Origin of the sequence: Thermosporothrix hazakensis, assembly GCF_003253565.1 — a bacterium.
In the GTDB taxonomy this organism is placed as follows: Bacteria; Chloroflexota; Ktedonobacteria; order Ktedonobacterales; family Ktedonobacteraceae; genus Thermosporothrix; species Thermosporothrix hazakensis.
Genome location: NZ_QKUF01000002.1, coordinates 1 through 18,324, shown reverse-complemented (window position 1 = coordinate 18,324; position 18,324 = coordinate 1). Strand labels below are relative to the sequence as shown.

Genomic DNA, 18,324 nt, shown 5'->3' with positions numbered 1-18,324 from the left:
TCTGTTTCCTTCTGGTAGAGTTGTTTTGCTTGTCAGAAGCAACAGCGCATGGTGGAATGGCTCTAGCAGGGAACGAACCTGTACATGGTGCTCAAGAGGAATATACTTAAAGGGCTGTTCAACAAGCAGGTTGTGTTCCTGATTGAATGCCCTGGGTGCTGCTCTCCGTTGCACTAATGAGCTTGTACGAGAGCAGGGAGGTGCCGATAGTAACGTTAATCGAGCTATTGGACGCTATGGAGTAATAGATAAAATTTGATAGCATTTTTGTGTGAAAATATGAGAAGAAGTGTTAAGAAAAACAGCGGTGGTATTTTTCTGGCCCTGGCTTGATAGCGTAAATCGGGGAAGCTGAGAAGAAAAGGTAAGAAAATGAGGAATTATGAGGAAGTTTCAAAATGCTTCCGAGCAATGGAACTTTCAGCGCTTTTCTCTTGACTCTGTAGTATGCTACAGGGTGTATCATTTTCTCGGACAGGAGTGATATGTATGGAGAGCTTTTCAATCGGGCACGTTGCGCGTCGCACTGGTATTGGTGTTGAAACTATCCGTTTCTATGAGCGAAAGGGATTGCTCTCAGAGCCAACTCGTAGCGCTTCAGGCTACCGACAGTACACAGAGGAGACGGTGAGACAGATCCGCTTTATTAAACGCGCCCAACGCCTGGGTTTTTCCCTCAAAGAGATTCGGGAACTGCTCGCGCTCCGAGTGGAGAGGCAGACCGATTGCTTGCAGGTCAAAGAGCGCGCCGAGGCAAAGATTGCTGCGGTAGAACAGAAGATCATCGAACTTCAGCGTATGCGGCAAGCTTTGCTCCAGGTAACAGCTCTTTGTCAAGGACAAAACCTCAACAGCCGCTGCCCTCTGCTTGACGCGCTTGATCAAACAGCAGAAATGGAGGAAACATGAACGATATTACACTCCTTGCGACGCTTACCTGTCCCAACCCAACCTGTAGACATCAACAACGCGCTGTTATGCCGACGACGTTTTGTCAGTTGTACTATACTTGTGAAAAGTGTTCTCTGACACATAAACACCAACAAGGGGATTGCTGTGTATTCTGTTCCTATGCAGATAAACCGTGTCCTCCTATACAAAGAGCGGGAAGCTGCTGCGCTTCAAATCATTCCGATCAAGGAGCCTCTGCACTGCAAGGAGAAAGGAAGAGGGATGGATGTTCATGAGTCCCCTACTCTTGATCTACCGGCGATACAATTCGTTACACATCTCGCTTGCGTTCAAGATAAGGCCTGGCGGCTAAGAGACGTGGCGTTAGGAGGTTGACTGTGTGGCTGTGCACGTCAAGTCGGGTAAAATATATGTCCAGTTGTATAGACTGATATGGATGCGCAATTCAGCAAGCAATGCGGCCTCCATCACGCCTTTCAACAAGCGTTCATCGAAGAAGTATCGATATCGTCCCTTGTCTTCGGGCGTTGTTTTCGACACATCGAAAGGGTATACTGAAAGGAATCCTGTAACGAGATGGGCATTGATCTGATGGGGGTTAGCTTCGAGGTTCGGGCCCGGGAGCCTGATTATCAGGATATCCATTGCGTCAGGAAGCCATAAAACGTTCAAGCATCTACAATTGGGCTATCTCGTGTTTGAACGTGTCACGTTTCAGGTGTTTGGTGCCCTGGATCTCATGGTGACTGTATATATCCCGTTGGATGAAGCAGATACAGGTTTATCGTACCAGCGAAAAGCGCCCAACTGCTTTCCGAAAGATGAAGCGTCTTACGGATCCTGAGCTTCCATAGTCATGATGTCATTGATCAGCCCATCCTGCTCGGGTTGACTACAGATCTGGCCACGCAACCCTGCATCAATGCCGCAGGGTTCTTATCAGGAGAAACACGATGGAGCAATCCCTTTTGCAGGCGGTACAGGCGTTGGCACAAGCACGTGATGTGGCACTCGGCGGGAATGTGACTGATGAACCCGTAGATTGGGAGATTGAGACCTGCTCAACGACCGTTTTTCACTCTTATACGCTCTCTGTTTTGAAAAATCATCCGAACGGCTGTTCGTCCAGAGAAGAAGATCTCCTCTGGACGAGGTATGCCTTTCTCTCACAGCCAATGACCGTGTCTTTGCTCTGTGGAAAAATTGGTTTTACCAGTGGTGTTCATCTTCATGATGATGATGATAATGGTGGTGGTGATGGTGCTCCTCATAATGGTGGCCTTCGTGATGATGCCTTCCCAGAATCATATCACCGATCTCGTGCAGAAGATCTCCACTGTGATGTTTGCTTTCATAATATCCATGATGATGATGATGGAAGCAGGCAACTCCCAGATGCACATTGGGCCACTCGTAGACCGGATGTGCATGCTCAATAGTCATATGCTCTAAATGTACGTGCGGATCGAGCAGAAAACCGACAAGCCGTCCATGCTCACGTAGCTCAGCCAGAATGGCATGCGCGTGCTCAAGGTAGTGATAGACTTCTTCTCCATTTTCTGCATATGGCTGAACAGCATATACAATGTGGCCATGATAAAAGAGTTCATCAATCTCATGATGCTGATGATGTCCGTAGGGATACATTTCCATAGAGCTGACCTCTTCTTGTTTCACGGTTGGAAGAAGTGAATGTGTCTTCTCCCAACTTTGTAATCAGAAGCCTCTCCCGGGACGGGAAAGGACAAACGGGTGTTTGCGACTTATTATACCAGAGAAAAGAAAAAAAGATAGAAAGATATATCTTCTTTCCCAGGTAGCGGCCAGACTGACTTTCTTTTTCTCCAGGTCTATAGCCAAAGAAAGGCATAGATAGATGCTAGTAGCCACATCTGATGTGAGGGAGAAAGGAGAATCACATGTGCATCTTATGCTTTAAGGGGCAAAGGACGTAGGGGTAGCCAGGTACTCTCATCATAGACAGTTGCACACAGCTCTCGATGCATGAAAATGGAAGTTGAGCGAGCTCTGTTGGCGTCAAACACTGTGGAGTCAGCAAGGGTTTATATCGTCGTTAAGACAGGTAAATGAGTAAAGAAGAAGGAATTCATGAAAATATTCCTTTATTTGATTTTTTATATTTTATATAAAGAGTATTTGATGTATATCGAGCTTTATTCTCTCATTTTAGAGAAACGATAGCTAAGCGTTCTTCTTTGTGGGGAGATTGTTGATTAGATATACGTCAGGAGTTGTAAGCAAATGCGTCGATTTCTGCCGGTTCTTGTCCTTGTTTTGATGGCGCCGACAGTTGCGGAACTGCTGTGGGGCTCTACTCCGCTTAGCGGGGTTACGCTGCTCCTTTTGCAAATCCCGATGTATGGCTGTGGGGCTTTGCTGATTCGGGAACTGGTGCGCCATCGGCAGCGCGGCTGGATCAGCATTCTTCTGTTAGGGGGAGCGTATGCGCTTATCGAAGAAGGGCTTGCTTTACAATTTCTCTTCCATCCGACACTGCTTAATATAAGCGATTGGGGAGGACGTGTTCTGGGAATCAATGGAGTCTACACTGTATGGGCAATTGGCTATCATGCTATCTGGAGCGTGGCATTGCCGATTCTACTTACAGATCTGCTGTTTCCAGAGCAGCGTGATGTGCCTTACCTGGGGCGTACGGGGCTCATCATTACCGGGATTGGTTTTCTGTTCGGGGTGGTCCTGATCGGGTTTATTGCACGGGTTGGGATTGCTCCGGGATATTGGGCCTCGCCCCTGCTGCTCGGGGGAACAGTGCTGGTTGTGCTCCTGCTGGCATGGATTGCGCTGCGCGTGCTTCCTCCCGCTGCCCCTGTTGCTACGTCTGTGGTGCAAGCGCCTCCCGGCTGGGTGGTTGCGCTTCTCGGGCTGGTTTGTGGTTTCCTGTGGCAGGCGATCCTGATCCTGTTCAGAGCATTCTTCCCTGCTTTGACACAAGGGCCACTGGTACTGGTTCCCTTGCTGGTTGCTCTTGGGATGGCCGCACTTGTGTGCTGGTTGCTACGTATATGGACGCGCGCCTCCGGGTGGAGCGACCTTGATTGGCTGGCACTTGGAAGCGGCGCACTGATCGCGCATACCATTTTCGGCATCCTGTTTCTGACCTTCACCCCGCTGGATAAGATTGGGCTGGCGATTCTGGGAGGCGTGATGGTGCTCCTGCTGAGCCTGTTCGCTGTTTCTCTTCGGCGGAGAGCGCGCGGGACCCTGTTGCAACGGGTCAGGGGACCTCAGGAGGAGTGAAAGCCGCTTTTCGTGCTTCCTGATCCGCCTGGTCTATCGCAGGCCTCACAAGCCGCCTGGCTGTGCTTTCGTGAGCGATCAGGCGGAAGGGCACATTGATATGAGCTGGCTGTTATGGCTTGGAAGATGTCAATGCGTTTTAGAGGACAGGCGACAGCTTGCCATCAAGTAAATAATAGGGCCTCTCAAGCTTTGTCTTGCTCGGGTTCTCAACCTGGTTTGCGCGTGGTTGTCAGGATGCCGCTGATAGCCGCCTGGCTTTCGGGGACCCTGCGGGCACCAGGAGCATCACTGCATCTATGTGCCCGCGTAGATCTCCGGGAGATGAGTTAGCGCGATTTGTGTTGTCTCCCTAACCAGCGCGTCAGGACGGCTTCCAGACCAGCAAGATCGCTGATGCCTTCAGTTGTTGTCCACGCCACGAACCCGTCAGGACGCACCAACAAGCTGCTCACACTGGCACCATCTGACCGCCCTCGCACCAGCTTCAGACGCCCGGCGTAGGGCCTGGCCAGAGCTGCTAGCCGATCGTCCCTGGCAAGATCGACGAGCAAAGACCGGCCTTCATGGGCATAGTCGGAGATCCGTGTCTCATCGTTCAGCCAAAGGTTAGGCATTGTTGCACCGACTAACGGATACTCGCTCCCCAGGTCATAGAGCTGCCACAGACTGGAGATCCCCTTCACGAAGTAGGTTGCCCCGTCCCGTGTGCCCAGGAAATCGGTGACCACGCTCCTGAAGGCACGGCTGTAGGTGTCCCCGCGCATCACGGCCACCTGCGCACGCGTCCAATCGAGCACCCAGGCGCCGGTCGGGTGTCGTTCGCTGGTATAGGTGTCAAGCAGACCATCGGGTGCCCAGCCCTCCACGGTAGCAGCGAGCTTTCTGCCCAGATTGACCGCGTCGCCTATCCCCAGATTCAGGCCCTGGCCGCTGAATGACGCGTGTACATGAGCAGAGTCGCCGCAGAGGAGCACGCGACGCGCCGGTAGGTCGTCACCTGCCGCGCGTGGTCTGTGTAGCGTGAGCCACTGATGACCTCGGTCACGCGGACATCAACGCCGCTGACGAGTCGCAGGCTGGCCTCCATCTCGGCTGCAGTGACCGGCGCCTTCCGGTTCGCGGGGGGGCCATCAAACTCGACAGTGCGAATACGACCCGGCAGAGCGGCATGCACCCTGGATACTGGCTCATGCTATCGCCCATATGACAGCTTCTGCCGAAGAATATGCCTCGGTAGCGGCTGAGCTGGCTCGAGGAGTGCCTTTTCATGGCAGGCCTCGCTATGAAATGCCCTGGAGGCAGATAACCACGGTCGCTGCATGTCGTGCAAAGCTGGTAGAGAGTCGACGTATGCAGCTTGCCAGTTTGGAGATGTGGCCTGATCAGCCACACCTGGATCTGGGTTATGTGCCCTGGCAGGAATCTAGCCGGGTCAATGCAAAGGGAAATCTGGCCCACGATGATGTTCACTTTCGCCAATCTTCCGCGCTTCTGGCTCAGTGGCAGAAGAGAACAGGCAGAAGCTCTTCATAAGGTGGCAATCTTATGTCATTATGCTCTTCTCAAAAGAAATGTCGTTTAGTGCTAAAAGCTTGCTTGAAACAGGTGATGCAAAGCGGAAAGGAAGAATCCAGATGAGCTGGCAGTTTGATTCCGGACATACCCACATCGCTTTTACAGGTCGTTATATGATGGTCGCAACTGTACGAGGGGAATTCGAGAAGTTTGATGGCTCCGTCGAATTCGATGAACATGACCTGACTCGCACAAAGGCAGAAATCCACATCGAGGCGGCAAGTGTGAACACTCATAATGTTCAGCGTGATGAGCACTTCCGTTCAGCAGATTTTTTTGATGTAGAGAATTATCCGCTTATTGTATTCAAAAGCAAGCAGGTAATTATGCTGGATGAGCGGTATGGGAAGTTAATCGGAGACCTGACGATTCGTGGCGTCACAAAAGAGGTGGCGCTGAATGGTGAGTATAGCGGGGTCGCCCGTACTCCCTGGAACACCTATAGCGCGGGTTTCTAGCATCGAGGAAAGCTCAATCGCAAAGATTGGGACCTCAATTGGAATATGCTTCTAGCCGGTGGTGGTCTGGTTGTCGGTGATGAAATTACATTGCTTATCGACCTTGAGCTGACCAAACCGGTAGAAGAAGAGGTGACTACTTCAGAAAAGGAGCAAACCCCGGCATAGAGTGCGCGTTTTGCGACAGTCTGTTGCATAACTCCCTGGTGTCGAGAAAGCATTACACGTTGCGTTTTTGAGGCAATCAGCAGAGGGTTGGCTGCACTCAGGCTTCGAGCAGGAGCCGGGGTGTAGCTTCTCTTTTATGATTTCGGCATGTTTTGTGTCCAGTGGATGCGTAGGTCTGTTGCGACAAGCCGGCTATCACGTTTCACCGATCAAAAATTTGCCTTACCTACAAGGGTACAGATTCGGGTACTGTGTCGAGTTGGGTAGAAAGTGCGCATGAGAACCTGGCAAAAATGATCTACAAGAACAAGAGAACAATCTATAAAAGAGGATCAATCTTGCCCTCATTAGAAGATAGAATAGAGCAAGCAATGAGTAGCGACGGTTCAGGCCAGAGAAAGAGCGCTTTTCCCCGGGACAAATGGTTACGCGTCCCCATACAGCCTGACTGCTCTGCATCTATTGGCTAACTGCAAAAGGAAAAGAGCGAGTACGCTTTGATAGAGAGAAATTATGGTAGAAATGGATTTCAAGGAGTAAGTGCGTATGATTGAGCAGGATGCACATGGGTGCACGACGAACGATCAGGTCACGTGGTCATGGGCGGGGTTGATACGTGGCATGCGGAGTATGGTTCCTCTCGCTTTGGGTGGCCTGACAGATGGCATTGTCTGGGGAGTGCTGGCACATCAAGCGGGCCTGAGTCTGATAGAAGTGCTGCTGATGAGTGGGCTGGTCTATGCTGGATCGGCGCAGTTCCTTGCTATCACGCTGTGGAGTGTCCCATTGGCGGCGGGAAGTATTCTCCCGATCATCGTCACAACGTTGATAGTCAACCTGCGCTATCTGTTGTTGGGGGCGGCACTGCGTCCCTGGTTTGCCCGTCTGCATCCTATGCGTACCTATCTCTCGCTCTTTTTCATGAGTGACGAGAACTGGGCATTGACCATGCGCGAGTTTATGGAGGGGAGGCGCGACACTGCATTTTTTTTGGGGGGTGGTCTGCTGCTCTTTGTTGCCTGGGTGGGTTCAACCGTCATTGGGAAGATGGTGGGACTGGCGATCAGTGATCCGGTGCAATGGGGGCTGGATTTTGTCTTCACAGCGGTCTTTCTCACCTTGTTGGTAGGGATGTGGAAGGGGAAATCAGATCTTTTGCCGTGGGCTGTTGCCGCAATAGTTGCAGTAGGAGCCGCCCGTTTGCTGCCAGGATCCTGGTACATTTTACTTGGAGGTCTGGCAGGCAGTCTGGTAGGAGCGATAAAAAGTGATAAGCATGTCAAGTAATACGCTGATCGCTATATTGGGCATGGCCCTGGTAACATACATGGTACGAGCTGGAGGGATGTGGTTGATGGGATTCGTGAAGCTGTCCCCAGGAGTGGAGGCATGGTTAAAGACCATCCCCGGTGCAGTGCTCGTCTCGCTGGTTGCACCGACCGTATTGGCAAGTGGTCCGGCTGAGACGCTGGCAGCACTGGCAACAGTCCTGGTTGCGGCTCGTACAAAAAAGATGTTCCTGGCAATCGTGGTAGGTGTTGGAGTGGTGTGGGTGTTCCGAAAGATCTTCTAGATGCAACCCGAGGCATCACGAATGAAAAAACAAGCTGCGGCATCGAGAAGCAGCATACCGGAGAGCCTGAAGCATCGTTCTCCTGGCCTGCTGCACTGGCTGCAGCCGTTGCAGAAATGTTTCCGGCTCTTTCCGGTAATAAAGGGCTCAGCCGCAACTGGATTATCTTTATACCCGTCGTCAGTCGGTTCGGGCAATGCAAAAGGGGCCATTTGCCTGGATGGTAAGATAGCGGTATGTAAGATCGTCCCATTGCTTATGGAGCAAGGGCTACGTGGGGGAGGCGACGACTGTTGTATGCGCGGTTGGCCTCATCATACTATTCTGCTGGCAGAGATAGTACAAGTGATACTCTATTCATTGCTCTTTTTCCTCTAAAATGGCTTCTCAACCATTCTCCCTGTCATATCCTGTTGATCGGGTTCAGTATTGCAGAGAAGCAAATGGAGGCCGCTCTTCTTCGCAGCGATTTGTGGGCGGATTGAATGCCACCCGGGGCGATATATGCACATCTCAAAATGAGAGTGGCATGATCAGCCTGACCGGCGACAGCAAAAGGATCCATATGAACATGTGCCTGCACTTTATGCGCCAATGCGAGAGGAAATCCTGTCTCTTCCTGTGTCGTCTACAATCCCTGTCTCCTCTATTTCAGAATTTGTTATGACAAATGCAGAACGTTCGTATGAGAGATATTTCTTACCCGTGTTTCATTGAAATGTATTGACAAATTTTTCTATTCATGTTACATTCATCAGCAGATGCAATAAGGTTACTGAATGTCCTACAAGTCAGCAGCACTTTACGGGCTTAAAGCTATGAAGTATTTGCTGAATGAGAAAGGAGTATCGTTTTGGAGAACAGCACACGAACAGAGAACGCAATACTGGCTTCACCCTTCAGTGACTTTGATCTTGATATTGAAGTAACCATACATAACCGCATCCTCCCTGAGCAATCGACCGGTATAGACGATAGTTGTAGCTGTTCAGGAGGCCTGCGCCCACCAACACGGGAGAAGAAGTAATCTCTCATCGTTCCGCTTCTATGGTCAGACATCAAGCATAAATCCCTGGTGTCTGACCACTTGATTCAATATTCCATCTTCTCTGGTTGAAAAAGGCGAATAAGCACGTGGGAAATAGGAGGTGAAAAACATCACAATGTTTTCGACAGTCAAACTTTACATCCCCTTTCTAAAATATCTCAGAAAACGTATCCCGCTTCTGATCCTCCTTTTCATTCTGATTCTGGGCAGTACTGTTCTTCTGATTATCACCCCTCTCATATTGGAAGCATTTCTAAAAAACATTCGGATGCAGTTCGCAACCGGGCTTCTTCTCCCGCTCGCTCTTCTCTTTCTCCTGCTTGCGGTTGCGCGTCCCATCCTGTCGCTCTGGGAGGCATATCTAGGGGATAATATCAGCCTGCTTGCAACAAATGAGCTTCGTGTTGACTTAACGCTTCATTGCCTTGCATTAGATCTGCGTTTCCATACACAACATACCCCGGGGGAGCTGGTAGAGCGCGTAGACGGGCAGGTCGCAACGCTCAATAACCTGTTCTCGCGCCTGGTGTTGTCGCTCATCAGCAATGGAGTTCTTCTGATCGGAATTATCGGAATGATCGCCTTCACGATTCATGCTCTGGTAGGGTTGGTGCTGGCACTCTTCACCATATTCTCTATCGTGATCGTTTACATGCTGCACTCGAAGGCGCTCCCGCTCTGGAAAGAGGCCCGAAAGCAGCGCGCCGAGATGATAAGCTTCACGGAAGAGCGGCTCTCGGGTCTGGAAGACCTTACCTCCTCTGGAGCACAATCGTATGTCCTGCGCGAACTGGCATCTCAATCACGTGCCATCCTCCGTACATTTTTGCGCGGCTTTCAGGCCATCATGCGAACGCGTAACCTGCTTCGTATGTTCTTTGATCTTGGTACAGTGGTTGCGCTGCTTCTTGGTGTCCTTCTTTTTTGGGGACATGCGATCCCCCTTGAGCGCGTCTATACCCTCTTTTATTACACCACCCTTCTACAGGTTCCTGTCGAGCAAATTGTGGAACAGTGGCGTAGCCTGCAACAGGGAAGCGGTAGTATTGCAAACATTCACGAGCTCCTTGCGGAAAAGAGTACCATTCACGGAGGCGACAGGCCACTTGCCAGCGAAGCGCTAGAGGTGGCTTTTGAGCGGGTCTCGTTTCAGTATATAGAAGATACCTACGCGCTTCAGGACCTCTCATTTGTGCTTCCTGCGGGAAAGACCCTCGGCTTATTGGGGCAGACTGGTAGTGGTAAGAGCACTGTCGCAAGGCTTCTCACCCGGCTCTATCAGCCTCAATCGGGTACTATTTTGCTCAACGGACATCCTATTCAGGACTATGCCCTTGCGGACCTGCGCCGAGCCATTGGCATTATCACACAAGAGGTGCATATTTTTAACGCCACCGTTCGCGATAATCTGACTCTGTTCGACGATTCCATCTCTGACGATGTCATCGTCCAGGCTCTTGAGCAGCTCAAACTGACGGACTGGCTCAAGAGGCTTCCGGAGGGGTTGGATACCGTGCTCTCCTCGCGAGAACAGGCACTTTCTGCGGGCGAGGCCCAATTGCTCTCATTGGCGCGCCTTTTCTTACGCAATCCTCAGGTGATTATCTTAGACGAAGCCTCCTCACGAATCGATCCCGCCACTGAACAATTACTGGATCAGGCGCTCAAGCAGCTCTTGCAGGGGCGCACCGCCATCATTATCGCGCATCGTTTGCAAACGGTGATGCAAACAGACCTGATTCTTGTTCTGGAAAATGGTCGATGTCGTGAATTTGGAGAGCGTGAAGCGCTCTTACAGCAACCCGATTCCGCATTTGCAACCATGTATCGGCTGGCAGCAGGGGAGGTAAGACAATGAGAAAGCCCTTATGGTATATCTGGCAACTGATACGCTATCGTCCCGGGCTGTATTTTGGGAGTGCCTTGATTAACAATGGTCTCTATTATCTGCTTCCGCTCATTAGCGGTCTCATGTTACAGCAGTTGTTTGATACGCTCGCCCAAAAGACAGCCAATGCAGGGCCTATCTGGATTTCCCTGCTGGTCTTGACGGCCATTGCTGTTGGCCGCTTTGGCACGGTCTACATCGCCAACATGTGGCAAGCAACCCAGAATTTCATCTTTGAAGCCCTGCTTCGGAAGAATATTTTCGTCCAGCTCTTCAGGCTTCCCGCTGTACAGGCGCTCCCCTCTTCCTCTGGTGAAGCCATCACGCGTCTTCGGGATGATATTAACTGGGTGATCGACTTCGCTCGCTGGATCAGCGATCCAATTGGCCAGCTCATTACTGTGGTAATCGGACTGGGGATTCTTCTTTCAACTTCTCCCTTGATTACCGTTGTTACGTTTCTCCCCCTGCTTGTCTTTTTCGTACTGGCCAAAAGGCTCAGCGCTCACCTTCAGAAAGTGCGGCAGGCGCATCAGAAGGCGACAGGGGACGTCTCCCAGACGTTGCAAGATATCTTTGCTGCTGCTCCTTTGCTGAAGGTCTATGGTAGTGAGCAGGCGATAGCCCGACATCTCCAGAAAGTAAACGATACTCGCCGAAAAGCGTTGTTACAGGATACGATCCTCGGACAGCTTCTCAGTACCATTGTTGCGCAAATGTCTGACATCGGGGTCGCGCTGGTCCTGATCGCTATCGCGCTGCTTGGACCAAACGAGCATATTGGCATTGGTGATCTGGCCCTATTTATCTCCTATATGAGCTGGTTTTCCAAGATACTTGGCCTATCTGGCGGATGGACATCACGCTATGCTCGGATGAAGGTTTCACTCAATCGCCTTCTCGATTTCTGGCAGAACAAGCCAGACGATACCCTTGTTGAGCACGTCCCGACCTATCTTCAAGAGGAGTTGCCGCCCTGCACATATCCTGCTCGACAGGAAACAGATCGCCTTGAGGAACTGGTTGTGCAAGATCTCTCCTATCATTACGCCAATGGAGCAGGTATTGAGCATATCAACTTCTCTGTACGGAGGGGTTCTTTCACTGTGATTACCGGACGTGTAGGTGCAGGAAAGACAACATTATTACGTTCATTGCTTGGCCTCTTGCCTCAGGATCAGGGGCAGCTCTTCTGGAATGGTAAGCGTATTGAGGATCCGCAATCCTTTTTTGGGCCGCCTCGATGTGCCTATACGCCCCAGATTCCTCATCTCTTCAGCCTTTCGTTGAAGGACAACATCTTACTTGGATTACCTGAAACAGCCGTCGATATGGGAAAAATTCTGCATGATGCTGTGCTTGAGCAGGATGTTATCCAGTTTGAGAGGCAGATAGACACGCTTATTGGGGCGCGTGCAAGGAACCTTTCTGGTGGACAGCTTCAGCGGACGGCTGTTGCCCGGATGCTTGCCCGCGATGCTGAATTGCTGGCGCTTGATGATCTATCCAGTTCACTTGATGGCGCGACAGAACAGCTCTTACTTCAGCGTCTCCGAGCGAATCCGGACAGAACCTGTTTAGTGGTTTCGCACCGTCCAGCAGTCTTACGTGCAGCAGATACCATTATCGTGCTGAAGCAGGGCACCATTGACGCGATAGGGACGCTGGACAATCTGCTTCAGACCAATGAAGAGATACAGGCAATCTGGGCGCGTGAGCAGGAAAAAGAGAGCATCGAGTTTGCAACCGCTCAAAAGCAGCAAGAAAAGGACTGACATCCTATGACTGAAATGCCCACATTTCCCGTGGCTTCAACCTTGCTTACAGAGAGTCGTTGGAAGAGTGAGCCGCTTCTTCACTCTTCCATGCGGCAAAAAACGCTCGATGTGGTTCATGAACTGGCTGAACGGCTGCAAGAAAGAGAGAAGGTCCAGGAAGCACTGCTCAAGAGGTCTACTCAGAAGGCCCCTTCGCTTGCCTGGGGGTTAAGCGGGATCTCCCTGACGGCATATACGCTCTTCTCGATTTTTCAGGAAAGCCAGTGGCTTGAGCTGGCGCATCGCTACTTTTCCCAGGCGGTGGCCTGCACCCGTCATGAGCCACTTTCATCCTCTGGCCTTTGTGATGGTACGGCAGGTCTTGCTTTTACCATTTCTACTCTTTATGATGTGGAGCCTCGTTATGCTCGAACCGTCCAGCGCGTTCAAGAGAAACTCCTGCTTCAAGTACAGGAAAGAACATGGAAACGAGACACATTCGGCGTTGCTGAAGCGGACTACGACATTGTTCGCGGAGCAGCGGGCATTCTGGCATACCTTGTCTCGGTGCCGAATCCCTCTGAGCAGCTTATTGAGATCATCAATAAGCTGCTAGAGTATCTCATCTGGCTTGCCGAACCGTCGGATCTTCCGCGTTGGTCTATCACACCGCCATTTTTTACAGCGGACCCTTCCACATACCGGGATACATTTGCGCAGGGCTATATCAACTGTGGGTATGCGCATGGAATAGCAGGTCCACTCACCGCGCTTTCTCTCGCCTGGGCAGCAGGGTTTCGACGGCCAGGCCAGCAAGAGGCAATGAACCATCTGGCTCAGTGGCTGCTCGCCTATCACTGCCGCGACACCTGGGGAATGAACTGGCCCGTCGCGCTCCCACTATCAGAGATTTCCGCTTTCGATCCCGGGTCTATTGAAAAACCAGCACGTGCAGCCTGGTGTTATGGAGCTCCAGGGATTGCGCGTGCTCTCTGGCTCACAGGAATTGCGCTTGAGGACAATCATCTGCAAACCTTTGCCCGGGATGCGATGGATACTGCCCTGCATCGTCCTCCGTCTCATCGTTTTATCAGTGCTCCGATCCTCTGTCATGGAATAAGCGGCCTGCTTCTGCTCGGAAGCTGTTTTGTCGCTGAAGGAGCAATGCTTTCACAAACGCAGGCTCTGCTTCAGCTTACTCAACACCTGCTTGATACCTTTCAACCGGAGCTTCCCTTTGCGTATCAGAATATTGATCGAGACGGCAACACATATGATGACCCCTCTCTGCTAACCGGCATGAGTGGCATTCTGCTCACATTGCTGACTGTTGCTACTGGACAGTTTCCCTCATGGGCTCGCGCTTTTCTGATCGTATAGAGGAATTCTTGCTATGGCCGCGTTATCACGGAGGACGAACATGTCAATGGAACACCCTTACCAGGCAGCAGGTTTCTACCTTCTCAGAGCACCTCTTTTGCCTGCCCATACCTTTTTTCAGGTGATCTCTGTTTCATCTCCCGAGGCATTGCTTCAACTTGCTGAGCATCCCGTTATCAGGCATGCCTTATATGTTGCCAGCCCCTCGCTTTTTGAACGCCTGGAGCTCATCCGAAGCGGGCAAACGACGAAACCACAGAAGATGCAGCGCGCGTTCTCCCGCCTGCTTCGCTACCTCATTCGCCTTTCCACGCGCCCCACGCCATTCGGCCTCTTTGCGGGAATCGCATTTGATACGTTTGCGGATCAGAGTAATGTTCGGCTGGCCGCATCTCACAGACATAAGACGCACACGCGCCCTGACATGTATTGGCTTTATGCCTTGCTCTCCTTTATTGAAACGCTGCCGGTCAATCAGGAAGTCATCCCATATCAGGCGAACCAAACGCTCTATTTTGCCGGGAGCCGGCTCGTTGTGCCTTATCCCGATATCTATGAGCAATCTCAACGGGCGTCGCTCAGTGTGCGTGCTACCTCTGTAGTCAAGCACCTGCATCAGCTTGCTCGAACTCCTCGGCTTCTATCTGAGCTTGTCCAAAAAATGCAGGAAGCCTTTCCTCAGGCGTCACTGCAGCAAATTGAGAAGTTGCTTCAGAGTGCCGTGCACAACCATATCCTTATCAGCACACTTCAACTTCCCCTCTCGCAGATGTATCCCGCCAGTATCGTTCTTGAGCGTTTGCAGGCTCTACCATCTTCCCGGCTTCGTGACATTGCGAACGCATTTGAAAAGATATTGCAGGCAATGGCCGATATCGATCGAGAGGGGCCGGGTTGCTCACTGGATAAACTGTACTCTCTCAGTGATAAGCAACATAGGCTTCTGCCGCGCCAGATCTCACCGACTATGCAGGTAGATATGCGGCTTCAACTGCATACAAAGCAACTTCACCAGGATATTGCTCAAGCAGCAGCCAAAACAGCCGAACTGCTCACCCGTCTGAGCCTCTATCAAGATGGATATCCTCACTTGCGAGAGTATCACAGGAAGTTCGCTGAACGCTATGGCCATTATACAGAAGTCCCTCTTCTAGAGCTTCTCAGCCCGGAAAAAGGCCTTGATGCTCCTGCCACCTATATGGAGCCTCCAGGTATACTCGGTTCTGCTGGGGCAAGTACTCCAGAGTCTACCATCCGCCGTGATGCTCTACTATGTGAGCTGGCTGCCACAGCACTCCGAGAAAGAAAAAGAGAAGTCAGGCTCACCGAAGCGCTTGTGGAACAACTTCAGCTCTCTGCAACTCCTTCGTATCCTCCATCGCAGGAGGTCTATTTGCAGGTGCATGCCTCATCCTATGAGGCGCTTGACTATGGTCAATGGCGAGCAGTTCTAGCGCCCAATACCGGCTCATTAAGCGGAGGGCGAACGTTTGGACGATTTATGCATCTCTATGAGCATGATGATCTCGCGCGGCTTCAGCAATACATTCAAAGACAGGAAGATGAGCACCCGGATATTCTCTTTGCTGAGCTGAGTTATCGTCCGCTCTATCCGCGTTCTGCTAATGTTGTAGTGCATCCAACGCTTTTCTCATACGAGATCACGGTCAATACCATGCCCTCCGTGCCTCCTGAGCGCGTGATTCAGCTTGATGATCTGGTGGTTGGGATCCGGCAGGGCCGTTTCTATCTGCGTTCGCTCCGTTTGAAGAAAGAGGTGATTGTCTGCCACACGAGCATGCTCAACATCCGAAAGGCGCCGAATGTCTGCCGTTTTCTGATCGAAGTGTCTGAGGATCGATCTGCACTGCCGGTTCCGTTTGACTGGGGGGCAGCCGAACATCTCCCTTTCCTTCCTCGTCTGGTCTATGAAGACAAGATTGTTTTGCGACCGGCTCGCTGGCTACTTCGTAGGGAGAGCATTCCAACGGACCCGGCAGCCTCCTTTTTTGAAGCTCTTCAGGCCTGGCGTGCAGCCTGGGATGTGCCCCGTTATACCTATCTGGTGAATGGAGATCAGCGTTTATTGCTTGATCTGGAAAACGCGCTCACCGTTGCCGAACTGCGTACTGAATTGCAGAAAACCGATCCCACCCAGAGCATCCAGCTTGAAGAGATGTACCCTGACTTTGAACATCTCTGGTTACAGGACGAGGAGAAGCATACGTACGTCTCTGAAATCGTTGTTCCTGTCTCTTTGCGCTCTCATGCAGGCACCTCGACGCAACAGCGTGTGACGCAAGAAGGTATACCATCTCCTCCGGCGATCATTTCTGCTCGCGAGCGGAACATCCTGCCTGGCAATGATTGGGTGTATCTGCACCTCTATCTCCCATTGTCCCAACAGAACGAGTTTATTGCTGATACGCTCTTCGCTTTTGTTCACTCACTCCGACAATCTGCATTCATAGATCGCTGGTTCTACGTTCGTTACAGAGATCCCGAGCAGCACCTTCGTCTTCGGCTTCATGCTTGCAATGCAGATGTCCAGGGGCGCCTGTTGCAGTACGCCCTGGAATGGAGCGGCTCATTAGCTGAAAAAGAGATTCTAGAGCAGGTAACGCTGAACACGTACAGCCGCGAGATCGAGCGCTATGGTGGGCCGCTTGCAATCGAGCAGATAGAGCGCTTCTTTACGCTTGATAGTGACCTGTGCCGTCATCTATTGCGCTCAGCCTCGCTCAAGCACATTCGGCTTGACCCCCTGCTGCTTGCGGTCAGTTCGCTTGACTTCCTGTTTGACACCTGGGGGTTCACCTTTGATGACCGGCTCCAGTGGCTACGAACCACAGTCCCGGAGGCCTTTCAGGAAGAGTTCCGTACCCATCAAAAGGAACTCAGCGAGCTGCTCGTCCCCTGGAGGCTGATACACCCGATGCGTGAGCCAATACAGCAGGCTGTCCTGACCTATCAGGCTGAGATACACCAGGTTGCCCATTCTATTCGAACTCTGGAAAGTCGCCAACAGCTCTGGGGAAACCAGAAAGATATAGCGGGAAGCCTGGTTCATATGCATATCAATCGCCTTCTCGGGATCGATTCGACTGATGAGCAAAAAGTGCTTGCATTCTGGCGTCTGGCCCTGGAAAGCATCGCAGCTCGTCCATCCTGATAATCAGTGGAGAAAGAAGCTCCGATAGGCCGTCTGTTCCTCTATTCGCCTATGCCGAAATTACCGAGTACGTTGTTTCTGCTCTTCAGGGGGCCCGCATTGGACATTGCTTGCCTTTGGTGAACAGCCCATGCCCCGGTTACCTGATGTCTGTGATGGAATCTTACGCACCGATCGCATTCTACAAGCGGAGAATAGGGGGACACTGGATAACGAGATACTGATTGATAGCGAAGGTCATGCGTTCCGTGTCTACGGTGTTACTGATCTGGCGCTGATTCTCGTACGCCTGATGGGTATATTGGCTGTACTGCTGGATCTTTTGAACGGCCCCGGTCATAGACTACCTTCGGGCTATTGTGCTTGGATTCGAAGGTCAGAATCTCTTGCCCCTGTTTTATTCTCAAATGCTTGTCATATCAGAGCAAAATGGATGTGTACTGTCAAGAGGAGTAGCCTCCCTCCTTCTGATGGACTCCTGCGCCATGCATTCCCTTGCCAGAAGGCCCCTGTCTTCTGGCGCGCCAGGTAAAGAAAATATAGCATAGTAGAAGAGCTGTATGATGGGATCCCTCCTGTCACGCAGTGGCTCTATCAAAGTAGACATATATGATCGAGCATCCATTGATGCTCTCTTCAATACTATTCATGATATCGATGCGGTTGTCTGTGTAGCTGCCAGAGGAGCGCTCACGCCGCTTGAGTCCTTATCGGATGAGGCCGTTGAACAAAGCCTGAATGGAAAGTTGTTAGGGCAGATCGCGCTTTTTCTGCGTGCTGTGCGCTATCTGCGTGATGGTGGTTCGATCACGCTAACCAGTGGTGTCTTCAGGGAACCTATGATAGGAAGCGCGATGGGCGGGCTTGTGAATGCGGGCCTTGAAGGGTTTGTGCGCAATGTAGCACCGGAACTACCGAGGGGCATTCGGGTCAATGTGTTGACACTCCCCAGGCCAGAAGGGCGGGGATTCTTCCTTCATCCAGCCTGCTTGCGCGTCGTCGCAGAGCGACGACGCGTAGCGGCAGGCTGTCCAGAAGCGTTCGACGAGACACCCTCGTCGGTTCCCGTCTGCCCGACGGTACCCTGTAGAGCCTTCTGCAAGATATTCAA

General features: G+C 51.5%; 19 protein-coding genes and 1 pseudogene. 15 read left to right on the top strand and 5 right to left on the bottom strand.

Translation table 11 applies throughout. The features are described from left to right. Window positions 1–489: 489 nt before the first annotated feature. Together EI42_RS34250 and EI42_RS34635 are read left to right on the top strand one after the other, a co-directional pair. Window positions 490–909: a MerR family transcriptional regulator gene (locus EI42_RS34250; protein WP_111319617.1), complete on the top strand. Its 420-nt coding sequence runs from the start codon at window positions 490–492 to the stop codon at window positions 907–909. Continuing rightward, entirely contained in the window at window positions 906–1,187 is a 282-nt protein-coding gene (locus tag EI42_RS34635; RefSeq protein ID WP_111319615.1) for a GDCCVxC domain-containing (seleno)protein, read from the top strand. The genes EI42_RS34250 and EI42_RS34635 overlap by 4 nt, the downstream gene beginning before the upstream one ends. Before the next feature lie 88 nt (window positions 1,188–1,275). On the opposite strand, the gene EI42_RS31855 is transcribed toward EI42_RS34635, so the two are convergent. Together EI42_RS31855 and EI42_RS05300 are read right to left on the bottom strand one after the other, a co-directional pair. Beyond that, entirely contained in the window at window positions 1,276–1,584 is a 309-nt protein-coding gene (locus EI42_RS31855; protein WP_211326029.1) for a hypothetical protein, read from the bottom strand. A 537-nt stretch (window positions 1,585–2,121) separates the two neighbouring features. Further along, complete coding sequence (locus EI42_RS05300) at window positions 2,122–2,565, bottom strand: hypothetical protein (protein ID WP_111319613.1); 444 nt, start codon at window positions 2,563–2,565, stop codon at window positions 2,122–2,124. Between the two features lie 609 nt (window positions 2,566–3,174). On the opposite strand from EI42_RS05300, the gene EI42_RS05295 reads away from it, so the two are divergent. Beyond that, entirely contained in the window at window positions 3,175–4,191 is a 1,017-nt protein-coding gene (locus EI42_RS05295) for a hypothetical protein (RefSeq protein ID WP_111319611.1), read from the top strand. Between the two features lie 329 nt (window positions 4,192–4,520). Here the strand turns inward: EI42_RS05295 and EI42_RS33755 are convergent, their stop codons facing one another. After that, window positions 4,521–4,922, bottom strand: coding sequence for an aromatic-ring hydroxylase C-terminal domain-containing protein (locus tag EI42_RS33755; RefSeq protein WP_249033447.1), 402 nt, complete (start codon window positions 4,920–4,922; stop codon window positions 4,521–4,523). Window positions 4,923–5,039: 117 nt separating this feature from the next. Next, window positions 5,040–5,168, bottom strand: a pseudogene (locus EI42_RS34630) (FAD-dependent monooxygenase); the annotation flags it as partial. Between the two features lie 229 nt (window positions 5,169–5,397). On the opposite strand from EI42_RS34630, the gene EI42_RS05285 reads away from it, so the two are divergent. From EI42_RS05285 to EI42_RS05245, 11 genes are all read left to right on the top strand, one after another. Continuing rightward, window positions 5,398–5,727 (top strand): hypothetical protein, encoded by a 330-nt coding sequence (locus EI42_RS05285; protein ID WP_111319609.1) that lies wholly within the window; start codon window positions 5,398–5,400, stop codon window positions 5,725–5,727. 101 nt (window positions 5,728–5,828) lie between these two features. Continuing rightward, window positions 5,829–6,227, top strand: a complete 399-nt coding sequence (locus EI42_RS05280) for a YceI family protein (protein WP_211326028.1) — start codon at window positions 5,829–5,831, stop codon at window positions 6,225–6,227. Between the two features lie 45 nt (window positions 6,228–6,272). Beyond that, the gene (locus tag EI42_RS34240) at window positions 6,273–6,395 is read left to right on the top strand and encodes a hypothetical protein (RefSeq protein WP_281278855.1); all 123 of its coding nucleotides are present in this window, start codon (window positions 6,273–6,275) and stop codon (window positions 6,393–6,395) included. A gap of 546 nt (window positions 6,396–6,941) precedes the next feature. Beyond that, window positions 6,942–7,682, top strand: a complete 741-nt coding sequence (locus EI42_RS05275) for an AzlC family ABC transporter permease (protein ID WP_111319607.1) — start codon at window positions 6,942–6,944, stop codon at window positions 7,680–7,682. Next, the gene (locus EI42_RS05270) at window positions 7,672–7,968 is read left to right on the top strand and encodes an AzlD family protein (RefSeq protein ID WP_111319605.1); all 297 of its coding nucleotides are present in this window, start codon (window positions 7,672–7,674) and stop codon (window positions 7,966–7,968) included. Before EI42_RS05275 ends, EI42_RS05270 begins: the two co-directional genes overlap by 11 nt. Next, window positions 7,944–8,195, top strand: coding sequence for a hypothetical protein (locus EI42_RS31850; RefSeq protein ID WP_146505337.1), 252 nt, complete (start codon window positions 7,944–7,946; stop codon window positions 8,193–8,195). Before EI42_RS05270 ends, EI42_RS31850 begins: the two co-directional genes overlap by 25 nt. Before the next feature lie 626 nt (window positions 8,196–8,821). Continuing rightward, window positions 8,822–8,995 carry a hypothetical protein gene (locus tag EI42_RS32305; RefSeq protein ID WP_170142376.1) on the top strand — a complete coding sequence of 58 codons (174 nt, stop codon included), beginning with the start codon at window positions 8,822–8,824 and terminating at the stop codon, window positions 8,993–8,995. 136 nt (window positions 8,996–9,131) lie between these two features. Continuing rightward, the gene (locus EI42_RS05260; protein WP_111319601.1) at window positions 9,132–10,874 is read left to right on the top strand and encodes an ABC transporter ATP-binding protein; all 1,743 of its coding nucleotides are present in this window, start codon (window positions 9,132–9,134) and stop codon (window positions 10,872–10,874) included. Continuing rightward, the gene (locus EI42_RS05255; RefSeq protein ID WP_111319599.1) at window positions 10,871–12,679 is read left to right on the top strand and encodes an ABC transporter ATP-binding protein; all 1,809 of its coding nucleotides are present in this window, start codon (window positions 10,871–10,873) and stop codon (window positions 12,677–12,679) included. Before EI42_RS05260 ends, EI42_RS05255 begins: the two co-directional genes overlap by 4 nt. A gap of 15 nt (window positions 12,680–12,694) precedes the next feature. Further along, window positions 12,695–14,041 carry a lanthionine synthetase C family protein gene (locus EI42_RS05250; RefSeq protein ID WP_211326027.1) on the top strand — a complete coding sequence of 449 codons (1,347 nt, stop codon included), beginning with the start codon at window positions 12,695–12,697 and terminating at the stop codon, window positions 14,039–14,041. Between the two features lie 40 nt (window positions 14,042–14,081). Continuing rightward, window positions 14,082–17,213 (top strand): lantibiotic dehydratase, encoded by a 3,132-nt coding sequence (locus EI42_RS05245; RefSeq protein ID WP_170142375.1) that lies wholly within the window; start codon window positions 14,082–14,084, stop codon window positions 17,211–17,213. A 181-nt stretch (window positions 17,214–17,394) separates the two neighbouring features. Here the strand turns inward: EI42_RS05245 and EI42_RS32300 are convergent, their stop codons facing one another. Continuing rightward, complete coding sequence (locus EI42_RS32300) at window positions 17,395–17,553, bottom strand: hypothetical protein (protein ID WP_170142374.1); 159 nt, start codon at window positions 17,551–17,553, stop codon at window positions 17,395–17,397. Between the two features lie 220 nt (window positions 17,554–17,773). On the opposite strand from EI42_RS32300, the gene EI42_RS05240 reads away from it, so the two are divergent. Then, window positions 17,774–18,324 (top strand): SDR family oxidoreductase (locus EI42_RS05240; RefSeq protein WP_146505335.1); only part of this gene is annotated, 551 nt, incomplete at its 3' end.